Raw genomic sequence first — 18,843 nt, 5'->3', positions numbered from 1 at the left:
GATAGCGGCAACGAAGCGCACGCAAGCTATTTGGAACCGACACACGCGGCGTTGAAACTGCACGACTCGCGCAGGTTCCGATCCTTCTAGACGGCGAATGATGCTCGCGCCGGCCGGGTAGCTGGCGAGACCCATGTCTTCGCCCGAAAACGCCCCAATCCGCAAAATGGCGGGAAGCCGGCGACGTAAATGACATCGGAAATCCCGTCTTAAGTTGCTGGCAGGCCGTTGAGGCTTGCGCACGCGGCGGATAATGTGCGCGGCGAAATCGAACGAGGATATCCATGGCCGCCGTCGACCGAACCCTGGTCGCGAATTTGCCGATGTTCGCCGGGCTTGCGCCCGCCGAGCAGGATGAGCTTTTGCGCGAGGCCCGCTCGATCCGATACCCCAAGGGGACTGCCGTTTTCGACCAGGGCGCGGATGCGGACCGGTTTTTCCTGCTGCTGCATGGACACCTCAGAGTCGAGAAGACCACGGCGCAAGGGCAGCAATCGGTGGTACGCTACGTCTCGGCTGGGGAACTATTCGGCGTGGCGCAAGCCATGAGCCTGACGCGTTATCCGGCAACCGCAGTTGCCGCCGTGGACTCGATCGCACTAGCCTGGCCGTCGTCCTCCTGGCATCAGATGATCATCAAATACCCGACGCTTGCTTCGAGCGCGCTACAAACCGTAGGCAGCCGGCTGCAGGATACGCAGGCCCGCGTCATGGAAATATCCAACGAGCAGGTCGAGCAACGCATCGCCCACACTTTGCTGCGGCTGGCAAAGCAGGCCGGCCGCAAGGTGGAGGCCGGCATCGAAATCGATTTTCCGATCAGCCGCCAGGACGTCGCCGAGATGACCGGCACGACGCTGCATACGGTCAGCCGGATCTTGAGCGCCTGGGAAAGCCAAGGTCTGGTCGAAGGCGGAAGGCAACGGATTGTCCTGTGCGACGCGAGCAGCCTGCGCGCCTTGGCCGAGGGCAAGGACAGCTGACCCAAGCCCCAGCCGGGCTTGTTTGCGCTGGCGCAAATTGTCAGTCGATTTTCGACCGCATCGCCGCGAAATCACCCCTTTCCCTTTGATGCAGCACAAAGATTATTTGGGTGCATAGCAGCATGATGGCGCCATCGAACGAACCGAATGGAGAGCATCATGCTGACGAGAAGGACCGCCCTGATGGGAGCCGCGATCGCGGCGCTTGCGATGACCCTGCCGGCCCTGGCCGACGAACTCAATTTGCCGCGCCAGAAGATCGAACTCGTGGCGCCTCCATTCGTCCATCCGCACGAACAGGCGACCAAGGCCGGCCCGAAGATCGTCGAGTTCAAGCTGACGGTGCAGGAAAAGCAGGTGGTCATCGACGACGCCGGCACCAAGATGTGGGCCATGACCTACAACGGCTCGATGCCAGGCCCGATGATGGTCGTCCACGAGGGTGATTATGTGGAGCTGACACTGGTCAATCCGGCGACCAATACCATGCCCCACAATATCGATTTGCACGCCGCGACCGGAGCTCTCGGCGGGGGCGCGCTGAGCAAGGTCAATCCCGGCGAGCAGGCGGTGCTGCGCTTCAAGGCGACGCGGGCCGGCGTGTTCATCTATCACTGCGCCCCGGAAGGCATGATCCCCTGGCACGTCGTCTCTGGCATGCATGGCGCCGTGATGGTGCTGCCGCGCGATGGCCTGAAGGACCGCGACGGCAAGCCGCTGCACTATGACAAGGTCTTCTATATCGGCGAGAACGACTTCTATGTGCCGAAAGACGAGAAGGGCAGTTACAAGACCTACGATTCGCTCGCCGAGTCCTATGCCGATACGACGGAGGTGATGCGCAAGCTCATTCCGACCCACGAGGTGTTCGAAGGCAGGGTCGGCGCACTGACCGGAAAGAATGCATTGACGGCGAAGGTCGGCGAGACCGTGCTGATTGTGCATTCCGAAGCCAACCGCGACACCCGCCCGCACCTGATCGGCGGTCACGGCGACTATGTCTGGGAGACGGGCAAGTTCGATAACCCGCCGCAAAAAGATCTCGAGACCTGGTTCGTCCGTGGCGGCTCCGCCGGTGCGGCGCTCTACACCTTCCGCGAACCCGGCGTCTACGCCTACGTCAATCACAATTTGATCGAGGCGGTCGAGCTCGGGGCAACCGCGCACATCAAGGTCGATGGCAAGTGGAATGAAGACCTGATGAAGCAGATTTCGCCGCCCGGCCCAATTCCGCCTCAGAAACTCGGCGCCGCCGTGCTGCCCGGCGGACCGATTGCGAGGTAGGCGGACAAAGGGACCGTCAAACCCCCTCCCTTCAGGATCGAGGAGATCGGAGCCATGTTGATCGCACTGAAGCTGAAGGCCGCCGCGCTGGGCGTCGCCGTGATGGCTCCGATCGTTGCTGCATCGCTCACGCCGCCCGCTGGTCAAAAGATCGACGGCACGATTGCCCTCGCCCCCGCCTCTTTCGATTATCGGGCGGCGGGCGACTTCTCGCGCGACGGCAAGCCGGCCGCCAATCCGCTGCACAACGTTCGCTTGGCGGACGGGCTCGTGATCATGAAGGACCAGGTGACGGCCGCCGAATATGCGCGCTGCATGGCGGATGGCGCCTGCCCGCGCGTCGCCCTGCCGTCCGGGTCGCTGGATGTCCCGATCGTCGGCGTCAACTGGCACGACGCGACCGCCTATGCGGACTGGATCTCGCAAAGGACAGGCATTCCCCATCGCCTTCCGACCGACGAGGAATGGACCTTCGCCGCCGCCGAGAAGGCACGCGACGAATCCTTGCCCCTGATCGACCCCGCCGATCCGGCGCAGGCCTGGATCGCACGCTACGAAGCGGAAGCCGCCCGCGCTGGACCGGAGATCGCGACACCTCAACCGACCGGGACTTTCGGCGTCAACAGCAGGGGAATAGCCGACGTCGCCGGCAATGTCTGGGAGTGGACAAACTCCTGCTTCCTGCGCGTCTCTCTCTACGGCGGCACGGAGCGTGTCACCAATACCAATTGCGGGGTTCGCGTGGTCGAGGGCGCGCACCGGACCTACATGACGGATTTCATTCGCGATCCGAAGTTCGGTGGCTGCGCGGCGGGCGTGCCACCGTCAAATCTCGGCTTCCGGCTCGTTGTCGACTCTCGGCAGTCAGTCATCGCGGAGGCCGTCCGCAAAGTATCCAATCTGATGCCGCGGCTCTAGAACTCTCCGATTCCGAAGTTCGCAAGCCATTTTCCCCTCGCGTTCGGCTGCACGCGCGAGGCAACGCTGTCCGGAAAAAATGGGCATGCTTTAACCTGTGTCGCGGTAAACACTTGGTTGAATTGCCCGCCCTATAAACACTTGATTGACTCGCGCCCAAATGACTGCCGTCATCCGGTAAGTTCTTGGAAATGCGTGACGTACATCGGCGGTGAAATAACCCTTGAGCTGAATTTCCTGTTGCTTCGAGAACGATGCTCAAGGCAAATGTCGGGCAACGCTTCGACGTTGGCGCAGGAACAAAATGTCCCTTGCGACGTTTGCCGCATCGTTCAGCGCGTATTGGGGATACCGCTTTGACGCTTCGAAAGCTGATCGTCGGATTGGGGTTGGCGCTTTCGGTCCAGACGCTCTCCGCCACCGCCCAGACGCCTGGCCAGCCGCCCGATACGATGGCGGCCCGGGTGGAAGCTTGTACGCCATGCCATGGCAACAAGGGGGAAGGCACAACCGACGTGTATTTCCCTCGGCTGGCCGGAAAGCCGGCCGGCTATCTCTATAACCAATTGCTCTCCTTCAAGAACGGACGGCGGAAGTACCCGCCGATGAACTACCTGCTCGAATATCTCGGCGATCAGTATCTTCAGGAGATCGCCGATTACTTTGCCGAGCAGCGTCCGCCGCTGCCGGCGCCCGCCGCAAGCGAGGTCAGTGCGCAAGTGATGCAGCACGGACAATCTCTGGTCGCTCGCGGCGATCCGGCCCGCCAAATTCCGGCTTGCGGCAGTTGCCACGGCCCGGGCCTCACCGGCATGGAGCCGGGCATTCCGGGTCTGCTCGGTCTGCGTCCGAACTACATCAGCGCGCAATTGGGCGCCTGGCGCTACGGCACCCGGACGGCGAAGGCTCCTGACTGCATGCAGCAGGTCGCGGCGCGTCTCACGGAGGCGGACGTAACAGCGGTGGCGGCCTATCTTGCGAGCCGGCCGGCCCCGATCAACGCCGCCCCGGCAGGCAAGGGCGCCTACGTGCTGCCGTTCGCGTGCGGAAGCGAGCCGGACTAGGAGTCGAGGATGCGATCGTTCTCTCAAGTCCTTGGCCTGTTCTTCCTTTCCGTCGTGGCCGGCGGGGTCGCCGACGCGCAGCAGCCGACCGCCGGTCATAGCGCCAGCGACATTGTCAAGCGCGGCGAATATCTCGCCCGCGCCGGCGACTGCATTGCCTGCCATACCGCGCCCGAAGGCCGCACCTTCGCCGGCGGGCGCGCCATGCCGACGCCATTCGGCACGCTCTACTCCTCCAACATCACGCCGGACCGCGAGACCGGCATCGGCAAGTGGACCGCCGAAGACTTCTACATCACCATGCATAGGGGCCGTTTCCCCGACGGCGGCCTGATCTATCCCGCGATGCCGTTCGCCTCCTACACCAAGGTGAAGCGCGAGGACAGCGACGCGATCTTCGCCTACCTGAAGTCGATTCCGGCCGTAAAGCAGCAGAACCGGGAGCACGACCTGCGCTTCCCCTACAACAACCGGGAACTCATCCTCGGCTGGCGGACGCTGTTCTTCACGGAAGGCCAGTACAAGCCGGATCCGACCAAATCGGCTGAATGGAATCGGGGAGCCTATCTCGTCGAGGGGCTTGGCCATTGCGGGATGTGCCACTCGCCGATCAATGCCTTGGGGGGGACTTCACAGTCGGAAGCGTTCAAGGGTGGACTGATCCCGATGCAGCACTGGTACGCCCCGTCCCTCACCTCCAACCGCGAGGCGGGACTTGGCGACTGGAGCCTCAAGGACATCACTGACCTTCTGAAGACCGGCGTCTCGGCGCGCGGCGTGGTGTACGGCCCAATGGCAGAGGTCGTCTACAACAGCCTGCAATACCTGACAGATGAGGATACCCGGGCGATGGCGGTGTATCTGAAGGGCATCGCCGAACCTACTCCGAGAGCCCCGGCGGCAACAACGCTGCCGAGCACTGAGGCGAGCCTGCTTATCAGTCTCGGCAAGACCGTATACGACACGAAGTGCGCCACCTGCCACGGCGCGCAGGGCGAAGGCAAACCGCCGCACTGGCCGCCGCTCGCGGGCAATCAATCGATCGAGATGGAATCGGCGGTCAATCCGATCCGGATGGTGCTCAACGGCGGCTACCCGCCCGGCACCGAAGGCAATCCCCGTCCCTACGGCATGCCGCCCTTCGCGGGCCAGCTCTCCGACAACGAGGTCGCCGCTGTCGTGAGCTATATCCGCACGGCGTGGGGCAACCGCGGCACGGCCGTGAGTGCACGCGACGCCAATGAACTCCGCTCGGCACCACTTGATTGAGGCTGCGCATGATCAATTCGGACCTGCCGGGAGAGACCACGGACACGCTGGATGAGCGGGTCGAGCGGATCGTTGCCGCCGGACCGCGCGGCGCGCTGACCTTGGCAGGGATCACGACCGCGATCGTCATCGCGCTTTGGCTTGCCTTCTACCTTTTCGTTTTCCTGCCTCGCGGAGCCCTGCAATGACGGTGCAGGACGATTCTCACGCTGCCGCGGTCGCCGAGCGCACCGAAAAGCGCTGGGCGACGATCTCCGTCATCGTCATCGTCGCTCTGGTGCTTCTGGCGACCTTCGCCGGTCTCCACCAGGCGACGATGCCGCAAGGCCGCGTTGAGACCATCGATCCGACACGGCTGCATCTTGCCGGCGAGTTCGTCGAATCCAATCTGGGCACGGCAACCGAGCCCGACGGCAGCGTGACGGTCCGCGCGATCGGCCAGCAATACTCGTTCACGCCCGCCTGCATCCTGGTGCCGGCGCAAACTCCAATCATGCTGCGCGCTACCAGCGCCGACGTCATCCACGGCATCCTGATCCAGGGCACCAACGTCAACACGATGCTGGTGCCGGGCTATGTTTCCGAGCAATTCATGCGCTTCGAGAAAACCGGCGAGCACCTGATGCCGTGTCAGGAGTTCTGTAGCTTCGGCCACGAAGGGATGTGGGGCAAAGTCAAGGTGATCGACAAGGCCGAATTCGCGGCGCGCGCCAAAAACGGCGGGAGGTTGAGCTGTGTTGGTGAATAGAAAGCTCATTCTCGCGCATTTCTGGTTCGCTTTCGCCGTGTTCGGGCTCGCACTGTGCCTCGGCGCATGGCAGATGTTCGTCCGCAGTCCGCTCTACACATGGATCAGCAATCCGGAATGGTACTATCGCTCGCTGACCGCGCACGGCACGGTGATGGGCTATGTATTCCCGACGCTGGTCGCCATGGGGTTCGGCTACGCGATCACCGAGTCCGCCCTGCAACAGCGCCTGGTCGGCGTGCGGTGGGCCTGGGCGGGATTCTGGCTCATCGTCATTGGCGCGATCATGGCGATGGTCCCGGTCGCGCTTGGGCGAGCGTCGGTCCTATACACGTTTTATCCGCCGCTGATCGGCAGTCCGTTCTACTACATCGGCGTCGTGCTGGTGGTGGTCGGCTCCTGGATCTGGGTCGCGTTGATGTCCGTCAACCTGCGGGTCTGGCGGCGCGCTCACCCGGGCGAACCTGTGCCGCTTGCGATGTTTGCGAACGTGGCGGGATCCTATCTCTGGGCCTGGACCGCGGTCGGCGCGGCGCTCGAACTGCTGCTACAGATCATACCCGTGGCGCTCGGTCTGAAGACCACGATCGACGCCGGCCTGGCGCGCGTCTTCTTCTCCTGGACGCTGCATGCCATCGTCTATTTCTGGCTGATCCCGAGCTATATCGCCTATTACGTCATCGTGCCGCGCGCGATCGGCGGCCGGCTTTATAGCGACACGATGGCCCGCCTCGCGTTCATCCTGTTTCTGGTCGTGGCCATGCCCATCGGCATCCACCACACCTTTGCAGACCCCGAGGTCGGCGCCGGCTTCAAATTCATCCACTCGGCGTTCACCGCCCTGGTCGCAGTGCCGACCTTGCTGACCGTCTTTACGATCTGCGCATCCGTCGAGATTGCCGCCCGCCTGCGCGGCGGCCGTGGCGCGCTCGGCTGGATCCGCGCGCTGCCGTGGCAGAATCCAATCATGCTGGCGGTCGCGTTCTCCTTCGTGATGCTTGGATTCGGCGGCGCCGGCGGGCTCATCAACATGAGCTACCAGCTCGATACGACCATCCATAACACGCAGTGGATCACCGGCCATTTCCATCTGATCTTCGGCGGCGCTATCGTCATCATGTATTTCGCCATCGCCTATGATTTGTGGCCGCACCTGACCGGCCGGGCCCTGCCCAATCTCGCGTTGGTACGAACGCAGCTGTGGCTCTGGTTCATCGGCATGATCGTAACGACCTTCCCGTGGCACTGGGTCGGCATTCTCGGCATGCCGCGCCGGATGGCCTATTACGACTATTCAAATCCGGCGATTGCTCCCGAAGCCCTCTCCGTCAGCCTGTCGGCCGTCGGCGCTTTGATCCTGCTGGCCTCGGGTCTGCTGTTCTTGTTTATTCTCATCCGCTCCCACGCGCAGGGCGCGACCGAAGCCGGCGCCTACCGCTTCAGCATGCCCGTCCATCCGGTCCGCTCGGTGCCGCTCGCGCTCAACAGTTTCGCGATCTGGGTGGCGCTGATGATCGGACTGACCGTCACGAACTACGGCTATCCAATCCTGACTTTGGCCACGCGCCACGATACGTCGGTGCCCGCGGTCTACGTGGGAGCGCATTGATGAGCACCCGCGAACTCTTCACGTTCCGCAACAGCTACTTTTCGGTCGCTGTCGGCCTGGCCGCAGGCCTTTTCGTGCTGACGGCGGTCGCCGGCTTCGTCGTTTTGCCCCGCCTGCAGCCGGAACTGAAATACGCCGATCTCTGGGACGCCTTCTGTAGCGCGGCCGGACTGCCGCGTCGGAGCGTCTCGTCCGGCGAGATACCGAAATCGGCGCACCGGTCGTCCGAGGCGGTCCTCACTTCGATGACGCTTGCGCATCCGAGCCAGGAATCGATCGGCCGGGGAGCGACGCTTGCGCAACGCTGCGCCATCTGTCACGGGCCGACCGGCATCAGCAGGGCCGATTCCCCGAACCTCGCCGGACAATACGCGGCTGTGATCTACAAGGAGTTGCTCGATTTCCGATCGGGCGCGCGAACCAATGCGGTGATGTCGCCGTTCGCCGCCAACCTGTCCGACCGGGAAATCACCGACGTCGCCGCCTACTATTCCTATCTTCCGCGACTTCCTGCCTTTCATCCTGTTGAGCAGCATCCCAAGCCCCGCGTGGTGATCTACGGGGCGCCGATGCGCGGCATCGCGCCCTGCGGCTCCTGCCACGGCAGCCTGGACAACAAGACCGGCAGCCCTTGGCTCGAGGGTCAGTCAGAGGCCTACCTGAAAGCCCAGCTACAGGCGTTCGCGTCGGGTCAGCGCACCAACGACATCAGCCAGCAGATGCGTAATGTCGCGCGTGGCCTGACGCCACAGGAGATCGATGAGGCCGCGGCGTACTATGCATCGCAGCCACCGGAGATCATCAAGGCAACAGACTGACCGTCAACTCGTCGACGGTGTTCCCGCTCGCCTGCCGAAGCGCCTCTTTGCGCCTTCACGCCAGCGCTGGAAAGTGACGTAGAGCATCGGCACGACAAAGATGCCGATCGAGCTTGCCGCAAGCATGCCGCCGAACACCGCCGTGCCAACCCCGCGGCGGCTGATCTCGGCAGCGCCGGTTGCGAATACCAAAGGCAGCAGACCGAGGATGAAGGCGATCGAGGTCATCATCACGGCGCGAAAGCGCATCCGTGCTCCGAGCTCTGCGGCTTCCGTCACCGACCGCCCCGCTTCACGCTGCTCCTTGGCAAATTCGACGATCAGGATGCCGTTCTTGGCGGCAAGCGCGATCAACACCACGAGGCCGATCTGGCCGTAGAGGTCGAGGTTCAGTCCGCTTGACTTGATGGCGAGGTAGGAGCCGAGCACGCCGACGGCGACCGACAGCAGCACCGGCACCGGAATGGTCCAGCTCTCGTACAACGCCACAAGGAACAGATAAGCAAACAGCACCGCCAGCCCGAGGATAATGCCGGTCTGGCCCGAGGCCGCCTGCTCCTGATAGGCGGTCCCGGTCCATTCATAGGAATAGCCGGCGGGCAGCGTCGTTTTCGACAATTCCTGCATCGCGGCGATGGCTGTCCCCGAGGAGACGCCCGCTGCCGGGCCGCCGTTGATAGTGACCGACCGATAGTTGTTGTAGCGGGTAATTACCTGCGGTCCGGTTACGATCCGCAAGCTTGCGATGGAGCGGATCGGCACCATCTGATTCTTGTTGTTGCGAACATAGATCTGCCAGAGATCGGGAATGTCCCGGCGATTGGCGGCTTCGCCCTCAAGGTTGACCTGCCAGGTGCGCCCGAACAGATTGAAGTTGTTGACGTAGATTCCGCCCAGTGTCGCCTGCAGCGCGGTGAAGACGTCGCTGATGTTGAGGCCGAGGGCCTGCGCCTTGGCGCGATCGATATCAAGATAGAGCGAGGGGTTGGTCGCGGTGAAGGTGGAGAAGACGCGCGTCAGCCGCGGGTCGCGGTTGGCGGCGTTGATGAGGCCGCTGACCACACTGCCGAGCGCGGCCGGGTCCTGTCCTTCGAGCGCTTCGAGCTGGTATTCGAAGCCGCCCGAGGTCGAAAGCCCGATGATAGGCGGCAGATTGAAGGGCAGGATGCTGGCCTGACGGATCTGCATGCCGGCACCGAACATCTTTCGGATCGTCGCCTGTACCGAATCTGCGGCCGCCTTGCGATCCGCAAACGGCTTCATGCTCGCCACCATGAAGGCGGAGTTCGGTTCGTCGCCGCCGTCAAGCAGCGAAAAGCCGATGATCGAAAGCACGTGATTGACCGCCGGCATCTGCTTGAGCAGCGCCTCGACCTGCTTGGTCACCTCGCTGGTGCGCGCCACCGATGCGCCATCCGGCAGCTGCACAGCAATGAAGAACGCGCCCTGATCCTCCTCGGGCAGAAAGCCGGTCGGCGTCAGCCGCGAGACGCCGAAGATGCCAACGAAGAATACCACGACCGCAACCAGCGCCAGCACCGCGACTCGCAGCAGCCGCCGCACCATGCCGGCATAGCGGTCGCGAACCCAATCGATGCCGCCGAGCACGCGTCCGATGATGCCGCGGCGCTCCCCGCGGTGCCGCAAGAACACCGCGCACAGCGCCGGCGAAAGCGTCAATGCATTGAGCGCCGAGATCACCATGGCCGCGCTTATGGTCACCGCGAACTGACGAAACAGCGTGCCGGAGATTCCGGGAATGAACGCGATCGGCACGAACACCGAGAGCAACACGAGACTTATGGCGATGATCGGCGCGGTTATCTGCGCCATCGCCTTCTTGGTCGCGTCGGCGGGCGAGAGTTCCGGTTCTTCCTCCATCACCCGTTCGACGTTCTCGACCACCACGATGGCATCGTCCACCACGATGCCAATGGCGAGCACCATGGCCAGGAGCGTGACCGTATTGGCGGAATAGCCGAGCGCCAGCAGAACCGCGAAGGCGCCGATCAGGCTCACCGGGACCGCGATCGCCGGAATCAACGTGGCCCGCAGGTTTCCAAGGAACAGAAACACGACGATGACGACGAGAATGAAGGCCTCACCGAGGGTCTTCAGCACTTCGTGAATCGTATCGGAGACGAAGGCCGTCGAGTCGTAATGCACCAGATACGTCAATCCCGGCGGGAATCGCTCCGACAGTCTGGCGAGCGTGGCCTGTACCGCCTTTGCCGTCGCCACCGCATTGGCGCCGGGCGCCAGATAGATGCCCAGGGGGACTGCCGGCTGACCGTCGATCCGCGACTCGCTGTCCATGTTCTGCGCGCCGATCTCGACGCGCGCGACATCCTTGATGCGCAGGACCGACCCATCGGGGTTGGCGCGGAGCACGATATTGCCGAACTGTGTCGACGTCGTCAGCCGGCCCTGCGTCTGCACATTGAACTGGAATTGCTGCTCGTTGCTGATCGGCCGGGCGCCGATGCGGCCAACCGGCGCCTGCACGCTCTGCGCACGGATCGCCGCGATCACATCAGAGGGCGCTAGGTTGAGGCTGGTGAGCCGCTGGGTATCGAACCAGATCCGCATCGAATAATTCAGCTTGGCAAACAGCGTGGCCTGGCCGACGCCTGGCGTGCGCGAAATCGCATCCAGCACGTTGATGACGGCGTAGTTGGTGATGAACAGCGGATCCTGCTGGCCGTTCTTGCTGTAAAGCACGATGAACTCCAGCACGGCCGAGGATTTCTTTTGCACGACGAGCCCCTGGGCCTGGACCTCGGTCGGCAACTGCGAGAGCGCGGTTTGAACGCGGTTGTTGACGTTGACGGTGTTGATGTCGGGATTGGTGCCGAGCGCGAATGAGACGGTCAGCGTATAGCTGCCGTCGTTGCCGCTCGTCGACTTCATGTAGAGCATCTTGTCGACCCCGACGACAGCCGCCTCCAAAGGCTGGGCGACACTGGTTTCCACCACCTCAGCAGACGCGCCTGGGAACATGGCCGTTACCGTCACCTGCGGCGGCACGATGTCGGGAAATTGCGCGACCGGGATTTGTAAGAGCGCGAGCGCACCTGCGATGGTGATCACAAAGGCGATGACGACCGCAAGCCGCGGACGATCGACGAAGAGCGCGGAAATCATGGAGTGCTTCCCGCAGGCCGTGCCCCGATCCCGCCCTCGCCACCTCCCCTCGCGTCATCCGCCGTGTTGTTCATGCTGGACTGGATCAGCGCGCTCGCCGGCCCGGGAGCGACGGTTTCGCCGGGGCGCACGCGTTGCAGGCCTTCGACAATCACCTTGTCGCCTGGAGAAAGGCCGTTCGTCACCGATGCGACCGTGGATGTCGATTGTCCGAGCTTGATGCGTCGCTGCTCCGCCTTGTTGTCGGCGCCGAGCAAGTAAACATACTCGCCCTGCTGATCCGACAGCACCGCGGAGCGCGGGATGGCCAGCACCTCGACGGGCTGCACCCCTTCCAGCAACACGCTGACGAACTCGTTATCGGTCAGTTCGCGAACGCCGCCGGCCAGCTTCGGATTGGGAATGGTCCCGCGCAGCTGGATGGTGTCGGTGTTTTGATCGATTGTGTTGTTGACGAAATTGAGTTGGCCAACCTGGTCATAGGGCCGGCCGTCCGGCAGGCGTATCCGGATGACAACCGCCTTGAAGCCGCCGCGGGTCGCGTAGCGTTGCCGCAGCCCCAAGGCTTCGCGTACCGACACGGGGAAGGTGACATACATCGGGTCCTGGCTGACCACCGTGGTCAAGGTGCCGGAACTGGGGGTGACGACGTTGCCCTCCGTGACGGAGGTGCGGCCGATCCTGCCGTCAATGGGCGAGTGGATTTCCGTATAGTCCAGATTGATCTTCGATAGATCGACCTGCGCCTGCGCTGCCTGGACCTGCGCTTCCAGGCTCTGCTGGCTGGCGATCGCGGCATCGTAGGTGGATTGCTGGCCGGCGGGGCCGCCGAGCAGGGCCTTTGCCCGGTTGGTTGTCAGCTTGGCGTTCTCGAGCGTCGCCTGCAATTGAGCGACCTGGGCCTGCTTTGCCTTGAGGTCGGCCTCGAACGGGCCGCGCTCGAGCCGGTAAAGGAGCTCGCCGGTCTTGACCTCCGCGCCTTCCGTGAAGAACCGCTTGTCCAGAAAGGCGGTGACGCGGGCGACGACGGCGACGCGATTGACCGCCTCTATGCGTCCCAGAAATCGGTTGGTTTCGGTGATCGGACGCTTGACGGCTTCGAGCACGCCGACGGCCGGAGGTGCCGCAGCGCCCTGCTTGGTCTGGGCAGAAGCCGGTGCATCGATCGCGGCAGCCAGGACAAGGCTCAGGACCCCCGCCAACCTTCCGAGCTTCATGACTCCGCCCTTTCAACGTCGCGCGCGGGATGCACCGGCTCAATAACTGGTGTCGCCGTCAGAAGGTCCAGCGTGGTCGGCCGGATATCGGCCCGCCGGCAACCTGGGCAGACGGTGCAATGGTAACTCGCGACCTCTAGGGGCGCTGGGTCCAAGTGCTCGAGTTTTACAGCCGGAATTGGTCATCGCGATGACGTGCCTCGCGCCGGAAGCGGGCGATTCTCCGAGGGACGCACTTTCCTCACCTCAAGCTGACGTTGGTCATCGTGAGCAAAAGAGAAGGCCGCCCGGTACCGCCGATCTGAAGTCCCCGCACCACAAGCGGCGAATTCGACCAGAGCCTATGACTCTCCGAAGTTCGTGACAGTGGTTGCTGCAATGGGCCATGAACTTCGGAAAGCGGGCCCTAGAACAGTTGTCTCAGAAGGTCGCCTTCATACCAAGGTAAAAGGCACGCGGCCGGGCCGGTGCGAGGGAACGCGCATCGGTGAACTGGTTACCGGTGTAGAAGTTCGGCAACTGTGTCGTATCGAAAAAGCCGCCATAGGTATAATAGCGGTTATCGAGGATGTTATCGACCCGGCCATAGATCTGGTACGTCTTGTCGAGCTGATAGGACGCGTGCGCGCTGAACACGGCATAGGAAGGCAATTGCGGTTCCTGGTTGGATGCGTCACCCACCAGATACTGGCTGCTGACCCACAGCGCATCGCCGCCGACCTTGAATGCGTCCGTGACCGAATAATCGAAGCTGGCCTTGATGCGATGACGCGGAATGGCCGGGATGATGTCGCCGGGCAAAACCTGGATGTTGCCGTTGGCATCGGCGGCCGGGCTGTTCGAGCCCAGCTGCAGTGAATCCAGGAAGCGTGCGTCGATGAAGGCATAGCTGGCGCGGAACTGCCACCGGGATGATCTCAGGTTGGCCTCGGCCTCGATCCCTTGCCTGCGCGTGTTGCCGACGTTCTGGAAGTAACCGAACCCCTGCAGCAGCGACGGAATCTCGAGAATGTCGTCGGTATTGGTGGCGCGGAAGCCGTCAAATTTCCAGTCGAGCGTTCCGAAGCTGAAATCATGGGTGCCGCGGAAACCGGCCTCATAGGTGTGAGAAACCACCTGCTTGAGCGGCGGATCTGAAACCAGGAAGGTCGCCAGGATGCAGGGATGGTTTGGATCGGCGCACTCAAGCTCAAGCGGGGTCGGCGCCCTATTGGCTTCCGAATAACCTGCATAGGCAGTCAGCTCGGGCGTGATCTTGTAAGTGGCGCCGATCATCGGATTGAAGCGGTCGTAGACTTCGTTGCCGTCGAGCGCGGTGCCGATCTGGTCCTGCAAAACGATGCGCGCATCATTGAAGCGCCCGCCGGCAGTGACCGAGAGGGCCTTGGTGACATCGAATGTGTCAAGCGCGTAAAGCCCGGTGTATTGATTGGTGGCGCGCAACGATACAGGCCCGTCAGAGGCTGGATTACCCGATGTTCCGAGAAAGATGCCACTGCCGCTGACGACATAGTCGGTGCCGATGGTGCCGAGTTCTGCGCTGCTACCGAAATGAGTCACGCTGGCGTCAAAGCTCGTGCCCACCACAAAGCGATTGTCGTGACCGAACAATTGGTCGGTGTTGGTGGCCTGCAGGGAAGCGCCGCCGGTGTTTGTATTGGTGATCGTGCGATCGATCTCTCCCAAAAACGAGCCCGCCGGAAACGGATTGGCAAGCTGCTGTCCATTCATTCCGTTCGCCGGCGCGATGCCATCGCCGAAACACAGCAGCGCCTGATTGGGAGGATCGCACAGCTGTGTCCCGGTGGGATTGCCGTCCACGGTTTGCTGGTTGAACGCCCGGTAGTGGGCCACGCCCTCCAGGGTCCAGCTTGGCGTGACGTCGACCTTTCCCGTCAAATTCAGGTAGCCGACCTGATTTTGCGAGGTTTGCGGCGTGGTGTAGACCGCGCCCCAGTATTGATCGAGCAGTTCGAGGGGCGTGGTCGCGGAAGCGCCAAAATTGTTCTGGGCGGCTCCCATGTTGAGATGGAATTCGCTGCTGTCATTGCGGTAGCCGACATCGCCGTAGAAACGGCGGATGTCCGATTGGCCAAAGTAGCGATAGCCGTCGTCGTGCACGCCTTCCAGCGCGGTATAGACCGACCAGTCGCCGATCTGCTTGCCCCATTGCAGCGAGCTCTGAAGGCGGCCGAAGGACCCTCCCATCAAGTCGACTTCAGCGCCGTGATAGTTAAAGCCATCCTTCATCTGGACCGAGACGGCGCCGCCGAGCGCATTGAGGCCATAGGCCGGATTGTTCGTCACCACGGCGATCGACTTGATCGCCGCGGTCGGGATCAGGTCCCAGTTGATGGTATCTCCGAACGCCTCGTTGACGCGGACGCCGTTCTGGTAAACGGCCAATCCCTGCGGCGTGCCCGACACCGGCGAGGCAACAAAGCCGCGAAACTCGACGTTGGCCTGAAAATCATTGCCGGCGACGTTGCTGATGTTGAGGCCGGCGACGTTTTGCTGGAGCGCATCCATGACGTTGAGGGAATTCGTGCGCTGGATGTCCGGCGTATTCACGAAGTTGATGCTGCCGGGAACCTTGTCGACGGCCAGCGCCGTGCTTGGCGTCGCGATCGGGGTCGTTGGGTAGACACCAACCCTCGTCACCGCCGTTCGGTGGGCTGCCGTCGCGGCTGGACGAGAGGCGGGCCTGGCCCGCCTGACCGTCGTTCTCGCCTCCGTCTTCGGCGGAGCGACTTCGACCGCCGGCAGCTCCGTCGTGAAACTTCCGCTGTCCTGCGCGCGCATCTGGGTGCTTGCGGCAGCAAGAACTGCCGCCGCGACTGACGCCATCAGCAAGACCCGAACACGCATCCCCACCGCCCCCATTCCGGCAGGCGTTGTGGTCTTGTCGTCGCCGGTCTGGAACGGACCATATTAAAGGGAGCGGGGCGGCGCGCATCCGAAAAACGTCCCGGAGCGATCGGGAAATTTCCCGGTTGCCAAAATGGCTGGGAGCGATGGTTTGGGCCCGGTCAGCGACGAGGCGCGGACCTTCAAGCCAAAGGGCGATTGGGAGAGGCCGGAACCGGCTAAATTAATGGCGTGTCCGAGCTCAAGTTCGCTCACCGCCCGACAGCCTCGCATGCCGACGTTTGAAGAATCCACCTCAATCGAGATGACCTTGATGTCGTTGACGTTGTTCGCGACCCTCGAAACGCTCAACGTTTTCGGCGAGAGCGCGATAGAACCCGTTGCACCTCAACGCTTCTTCCCGGACGTGTCGCTATCTTGATGTGCGCGATTGCGGAAGCATCCGTTGAACGCGCTTCGGCATGATACGAGATAGTTGAGCCATCTCGTGTATTGCCGCTCGGTGGTGCAGGACGACAATGTTGGAGATCCGATATCTGCCCTCGGGCTTGGCCGAAGTCAGCACGAGGGAATGTCGCCGAACCGGGTGTCCAAAATTTTGTGGTTCGACGGCTGGCCTATCGAGGGTGCTGGCGCGCCACGGCCGATGAAGATGGGCACTACTGCTTCGCCGTGGCGCTATGATGCTGCGGTCCACAGCACGCACCTACGCTCAAAGTTGCGATGCCCAGCGATATTCCGCTACGCCGACTAGCTAGGCCGCCTCCGGCTTGTTTACGGTCTCGATGCGCTCAAGAACCTTGCCGAGATCGCGCTTCGCGACTTGAACATCGTAGTCGGTCTGCAGATTGAGCCATAGTTGCGCCGTTGTGCCGAGCGCCTTGGCGAGGCGAAGCGCAGTATCGGCAGTAATGCCGGTCTGCTCGCTCGCAATCCGTTCGATTCTCGTCCGAGGCAAGCCACAAACCTTGGCAAGAGCACCCGCCGACATATGGAGTGGAATGAGGAACTCCTCCCTCAGAACTTCACCGGGATGCATGGGCTTGAGCTTCTTGGGCATTGTGGCGTCTCTCCTAATGGTAGTCGACGATCTCGACCTCTGCCGGGCCTTCCGCGGTCCAAACAAAGCACACCCGGAATTGGTCGTTGATGCGGATCGAGTGCTGTCCCCGGCGATCGCCTGCAAGCGCCTCAAGCCGATTGCCGGGAGGCGACCTCAAGTCGCCAAGATCGCCGGCTGCGTTGAGATAGCGCAGTTTCCGGCGCGCCACCTTGACCAGATCGGCCGGAAAGCCCTTCGGGCTTTCGCCGTCGAAGACGGCTTCAGTGGTCTTGTCGCGAAAGCTCCTGATCACGAGTCCATGTATCATTAAATGATACGAGCGTCAAACGACATCGTATCAAACGATGGTACCAACTGATCCTCGCCCGCCTACGTCTATTGCCCCCTCCGTTCAGACTGATCGTCCCGGCAGCTCGCTCCTGCCGCGGCGTTGGGCATTTGTGCGGTAATCGGCGGGATGGCGCGGCGCTTGCCGGCCAACGGCGGCAATATCGCGCAAGATCGTGAAGTGGCGCGCCCGACACGATTCGAACGTGTGACCTTTGCCTTCGGAGGGCAACTCAGCATTATTGCGCAAATTTGATAAGGACCTTTTTGGCTAGCAGATCAAAGCTTCTCGGCTTCCTAGCGCTTGTTCCAATTTGCGACCGTTGGCGACCGCTTGAGCGGAGTTGGTAGCCATGGGGTAGCCGTTCGTCCCCGTACCTAGGGTATGACGAAGAATGGGAAAGCCCGAATTGGCTTGCGGAACATACGAGCCCTCCAAGAGCACGAAACGCTTTGGGACGATCGCGTGGTTGGTTTCTGTGCTCGACGCAGAAATACCCCGGCGATCGTCTATGGACTTAAGTACCGTACTAAACAAGGACGACAGCGTTGGTACACCATAGGCCGACACGGCGCGCCTTGGACTCCGGAGACGGCCCGGGCAGAAGCCCAACAAGTCTTATCAGAGGTCGCCAAAGGCCACGACCCTGCTGGGAATAAGATCACCCAGCGCCATTCGGCAACGATAGCTCAGATTTGCGATGAGTACCTGGCCGCCGCGGGGGCTGGCCGCCTGCTAACCCGCAGAGGGCACAGCAAAAAGCGTAGCACGCTCGTCACCGATCAAAGCCGTATCGCTGCCCACATCAAGCCTTTGCTTGGGAGCAGAAAGATTTCGGATGTCGCACGCAAAGATGTTGAAGCGTTCATGCATGACGTAGCGGAGGGACGAACAAGGAAACGCGTTCAGCTAGAGAAGCCACGGGCTGTTTCAAATGTAAGAGGTGGTCGAGGGGCGGCCACACGTACGGTTGGCTTGCTCGGCGCAATTTTCAACTTCGCAATTCGTACAGGTGTTTGTGACCAAAATCCCGTCGTGGGAGTCCTTCGCTTCGCGGACGGCAAGCGCGATCGGCGGCTAAGCAACAGCGAATATAACCAGCTTGGTTCGGCCCTGGAGCGAACCGATGGCATTTGGCCTTATGCGGTGTCCGCCACCCGCTTCCTGGCAATGACTGGCTGGCGCTCGGGTGAAGCTCTTAACCTGCGATGGTGCGATATCGATTTCGAGCGCCACTTGGCGCGCCTTCCAGATACAAAGACAGGATTCAGCGTCAGAGTGCTCTCGGCCTCAGTAGTTGGCGAGCTCGACCGGCTCGCCCGTTCTGATGACGGGCTTGTCTTTCCATCGGCACGGAAAGGCGTTCCGATGACGGGCTTTCCGTCGCTCTTCCGAAAGATTGTACAAATCGGTGAGTTGCCCGCTGACATTACGCCCCATGTGCTGCGGCACTCATTCGCTTCAGTGGCCGCCGACTTAGGTTTCTCCGAACTAACGATCGCAGCGTTGATCGGACACCGGGCTGGCTCG

At 62.2% G+C, this 18,843-nt stretch carries 15 protein-coding genes; 10 read left to right on the top strand and 5 right to left on the bottom strand.

Annotated elements, in window-relative coordinates; all coding sequences use genetic code 11:
- Positions 1-284 precede the first annotated feature (284 nt).
- The 9 genes from NEZ08_RS01835 to NEZ08_RS01795 all read left to right on the top strand — a co-directional run bounded on the left by NEZ08_RS01835 (position 285) and on the right by NEZ08_RS01795 (position 8,693).
- Positions 285-983 carry a Crp/Fnr family transcriptional regulator gene (locus NEZ08_RS01835; RefSeq protein WP_298102614.1) on the top strand — a complete coding sequence of 233 codons (699 nt, stop codon included), beginning with the start codon at positions 285-287 and terminating at the stop codon, positions 981-983.
- Between the two features lie 159 nt (positions 984-1,142).
- Positions 1,143-2,267 carry a copper-containing nitrite reductase gene (nirK, locus tag NEZ08_RS01830; protein ID WP_298102612.1) on the top strand — a complete coding sequence of 375 codons (1,125 nt, stop codon included), beginning with the start codon at positions 1,143-1,145 and terminating at the stop codon, positions 2,265-2,267.
- Positions 2,268-2,321: 54 nt separating this feature from the next.
- The gene (locus NEZ08_RS01825; RefSeq protein ID WP_298102609.1) at positions 2,322-3,185 is read left to right on the top strand and encodes an SUMF1/EgtB/PvdO family nonheme iron enzyme; all 864 of its coding nucleotides are present in this window, start codon (positions 2,322-2,324) and stop codon (positions 3,183-3,185) included.
- A gap of 383 nt (positions 3,186-3,568) precedes the next feature.
- Positions 3,569-4,249 (top strand): c-type cytochrome, encoded by a 681-nt coding sequence (locus NEZ08_RS01820; protein WP_298102730.1) that lies wholly within the window; start codon positions 3,569-3,571, stop codon positions 4,247-4,249.
- A 9-nt stretch (positions 4,250-4,258) separates the two neighbouring features.
- Positions 4,259-5,518 (top strand): cytochrome c, encoded by a 1,260-nt coding sequence (locus tag NEZ08_RS01815; RefSeq protein ID WP_298102606.1) that lies wholly within the window; start codon positions 4,259-4,261, stop codon positions 5,516-5,518.
- 8 nt (positions 5,519-5,526) lie between these two features.
- Positions 5,527-5,706: a hypothetical protein gene (locus NEZ08_RS01810; protein ID WP_298102603.1), complete on the top strand. Its 180-nt coding sequence runs from the start codon at positions 5,527-5,529 to the stop codon at positions 5,704-5,706.
- Positions 5,703-6,266, top strand: a complete 564-nt coding sequence (locus NEZ08_RS01805) for a cytochrome C oxidase subunit II (RefSeq protein ID WP_298102601.1) — start codon at positions 5,703-5,705, stop codon at positions 6,264-6,266. The genes NEZ08_RS01810 and NEZ08_RS01805 overlap by 4 nt, the downstream gene beginning before the upstream one ends.
- The gene (locus NEZ08_RS01800) at positions 6,253-7,875 is read left to right on the top strand and encodes a b(o/a)3-type cytochrome-c oxidase subunit 1 (protein WP_298102598.1); all 1,623 of its coding nucleotides are present in this window, start codon (positions 6,253-6,255) and stop codon (positions 7,873-7,875) included. The genes NEZ08_RS01805 and NEZ08_RS01800 overlap by 14 nt, the downstream gene beginning before the upstream one ends.
- Positions 7,875-8,693: a c-type cytochrome gene (locus NEZ08_RS01795; RefSeq protein ID WP_298102596.1), complete on the top strand. Its 819-nt coding sequence runs from the start codon at positions 7,875-7,877 to the stop codon at positions 8,691-8,693. Before NEZ08_RS01800 ends, NEZ08_RS01795 begins: the two co-directional genes overlap by 1 nt.
- Positions 8,694-8,696: 3 nt before the next feature.
- Here NEZ08_RS01795 and NEZ08_RS01790 read toward each other — a convergent pair whose 3' ends face one another.
- From NEZ08_RS01790 to NEZ08_RS01770, 5 genes are all read right to left on the bottom strand, one after another.
- Positions 8,697-11,837, bottom strand: a complete 3,141-nt coding sequence (locus NEZ08_RS01790; RefSeq protein WP_298102593.1) for an efflux RND transporter permease subunit — start codon at positions 11,835-11,837, stop codon at positions 8,697-8,699.
- Complete coding sequence (locus NEZ08_RS01785; RefSeq protein ID WP_298102590.1) at positions 11,834-13,054, bottom strand: efflux RND transporter periplasmic adaptor subunit; 1,221 nt, start codon at positions 13,052-13,054, stop codon at positions 11,834-11,836. Before NEZ08_RS01785 ends, NEZ08_RS01790 begins: the two co-directional genes overlap by 4 nt.
- A gap of 420 nt (positions 13,055-13,474) precedes the next feature.
- The gene (locus tag NEZ08_RS01780) at positions 13,475-15,922 is read right to left on the bottom strand and encodes a TonB-dependent receptor (protein ID WP_298102587.1); all 2,448 of its coding nucleotides are present in this window, start codon (positions 15,920-15,922) and stop codon (positions 13,475-13,477) included.
- A 754-nt stretch (positions 15,923-16,676) separates the two neighbouring features.
- Positions 16,677-16,982: a HigA family addiction module antitoxin gene (locus NEZ08_RS01775; protein WP_298102584.1), complete on the bottom strand. Its 306-nt coding sequence runs from the start codon at positions 16,980-16,982 to the stop codon at positions 16,677-16,679.
- A 13-nt stretch (positions 16,983-16,995) separates the two neighbouring features.
- Positions 16,996-17,277 carry a type II toxin-antitoxin system RelE/ParE family toxin gene (locus tag NEZ08_RS01770; protein ID WP_298102581.1) on the bottom strand — a complete coding sequence of 94 codons (282 nt, stop codon included), beginning with the start codon at positions 17,275-17,277 and terminating at the stop codon, positions 16,996-16,998.
- 420 nt (positions 17,278-17,697) lie between these two features.
- Here NEZ08_RS01770 and NEZ08_RS01765 point away from each other — a divergent pair.
- The coding region (locus NEZ08_RS01765) for a site-specific integrase (protein ID WP_298102578.1) at positions 17,698-18,843 on the top strand (1,146 nt) is incomplete at its 3' end.

The sequence above is a fragment of the Bradyrhizobium sp. genome, assembly GCF_027451485.1.
In the GTDB taxonomy this organism is placed as follows: domain Bacteria; phylum Pseudomonadota; class Alphaproteobacteria; order Rhizobiales; family Xanthobacteraceae; genus Bradyrhizobium.
Note: the sequence above shows the minus strand (reverse complement) of the source record. Positions and strands in the feature narration are given on the sequence as shown.

Coding starts and splice junctions, on each gene's coding strand:
- NEZ08_RS01815 (WP_298102606.1), top strand. CDS start 4,259: ATGCGATCGTTCTCTCAAGTCCTTGGCCTGTTCTTCCTTTCCGTCGTG.
- NEZ08_RS01835 (WP_298102614.1), top strand. CDS start 285: ATGGCCGCCGTCGACCGAACCCTGGTCGCGAATTTGCCGATGTTCGCC.
- NEZ08_RS01785 (WP_298102590.1), bottom strand. CDS start 13,054: ATGAAGCTCGGAAGGTTGGCGGGGGTCCTGAGCCTTGTCCTGGCTGCC.
- nirK (WP_298102612.1), top strand. CDS start 1,143: ATGCTGACGAGAAGGACCGCCCTGATGGGAGCCGCGATCGCGGCGCTT.
- NEZ08_RS01810 (WP_298102603.1), top strand. CDS start 5,527: ATGATCAATTCGGACCTGCCGGGAGAGACCACGGACACGCTGGATGAG.
- NEZ08_RS01780 (WP_298102587.1), bottom strand. CDS start 15,922: ATGCGTGTTCGGGTCTTGCTGATGGCGTCAGTCGCGGCGGCAGTTCTT.
- NEZ08_RS01795 (WP_298102596.1), top strand. CDS start 7,875: ATGAGCACCCGCGAACTCTTCACGTTCCGCAACAGCTACTTTTCGGTC.
- NEZ08_RS01775 (WP_298102584.1), bottom strand. CDS start 16,982: ATGCCCAAGAAGCTCAAGCCCATGCATCCCGGTGAAGTTCTGAGGGAG.
- NEZ08_RS01790 (WP_298102593.1), bottom strand. CDS start 11,837: ATGATTTCCGCGCTCTTCGTCGATCGTCCGCGGCTTGCGGTCGTCATC.
- NEZ08_RS01825 (WP_298102609.1), top strand. CDS start 2,322: ATGTTGATCGCACTGAAGCTGAAGGCCGCCGCGCTGGGCGTCGCCGTG.
- NEZ08_RS01805 (WP_298102601.1), top strand. CDS start 5,703: ATGACGGTGCAGGACGATTCTCACGCTGCCGCGGTCGCCGAGCGCACC.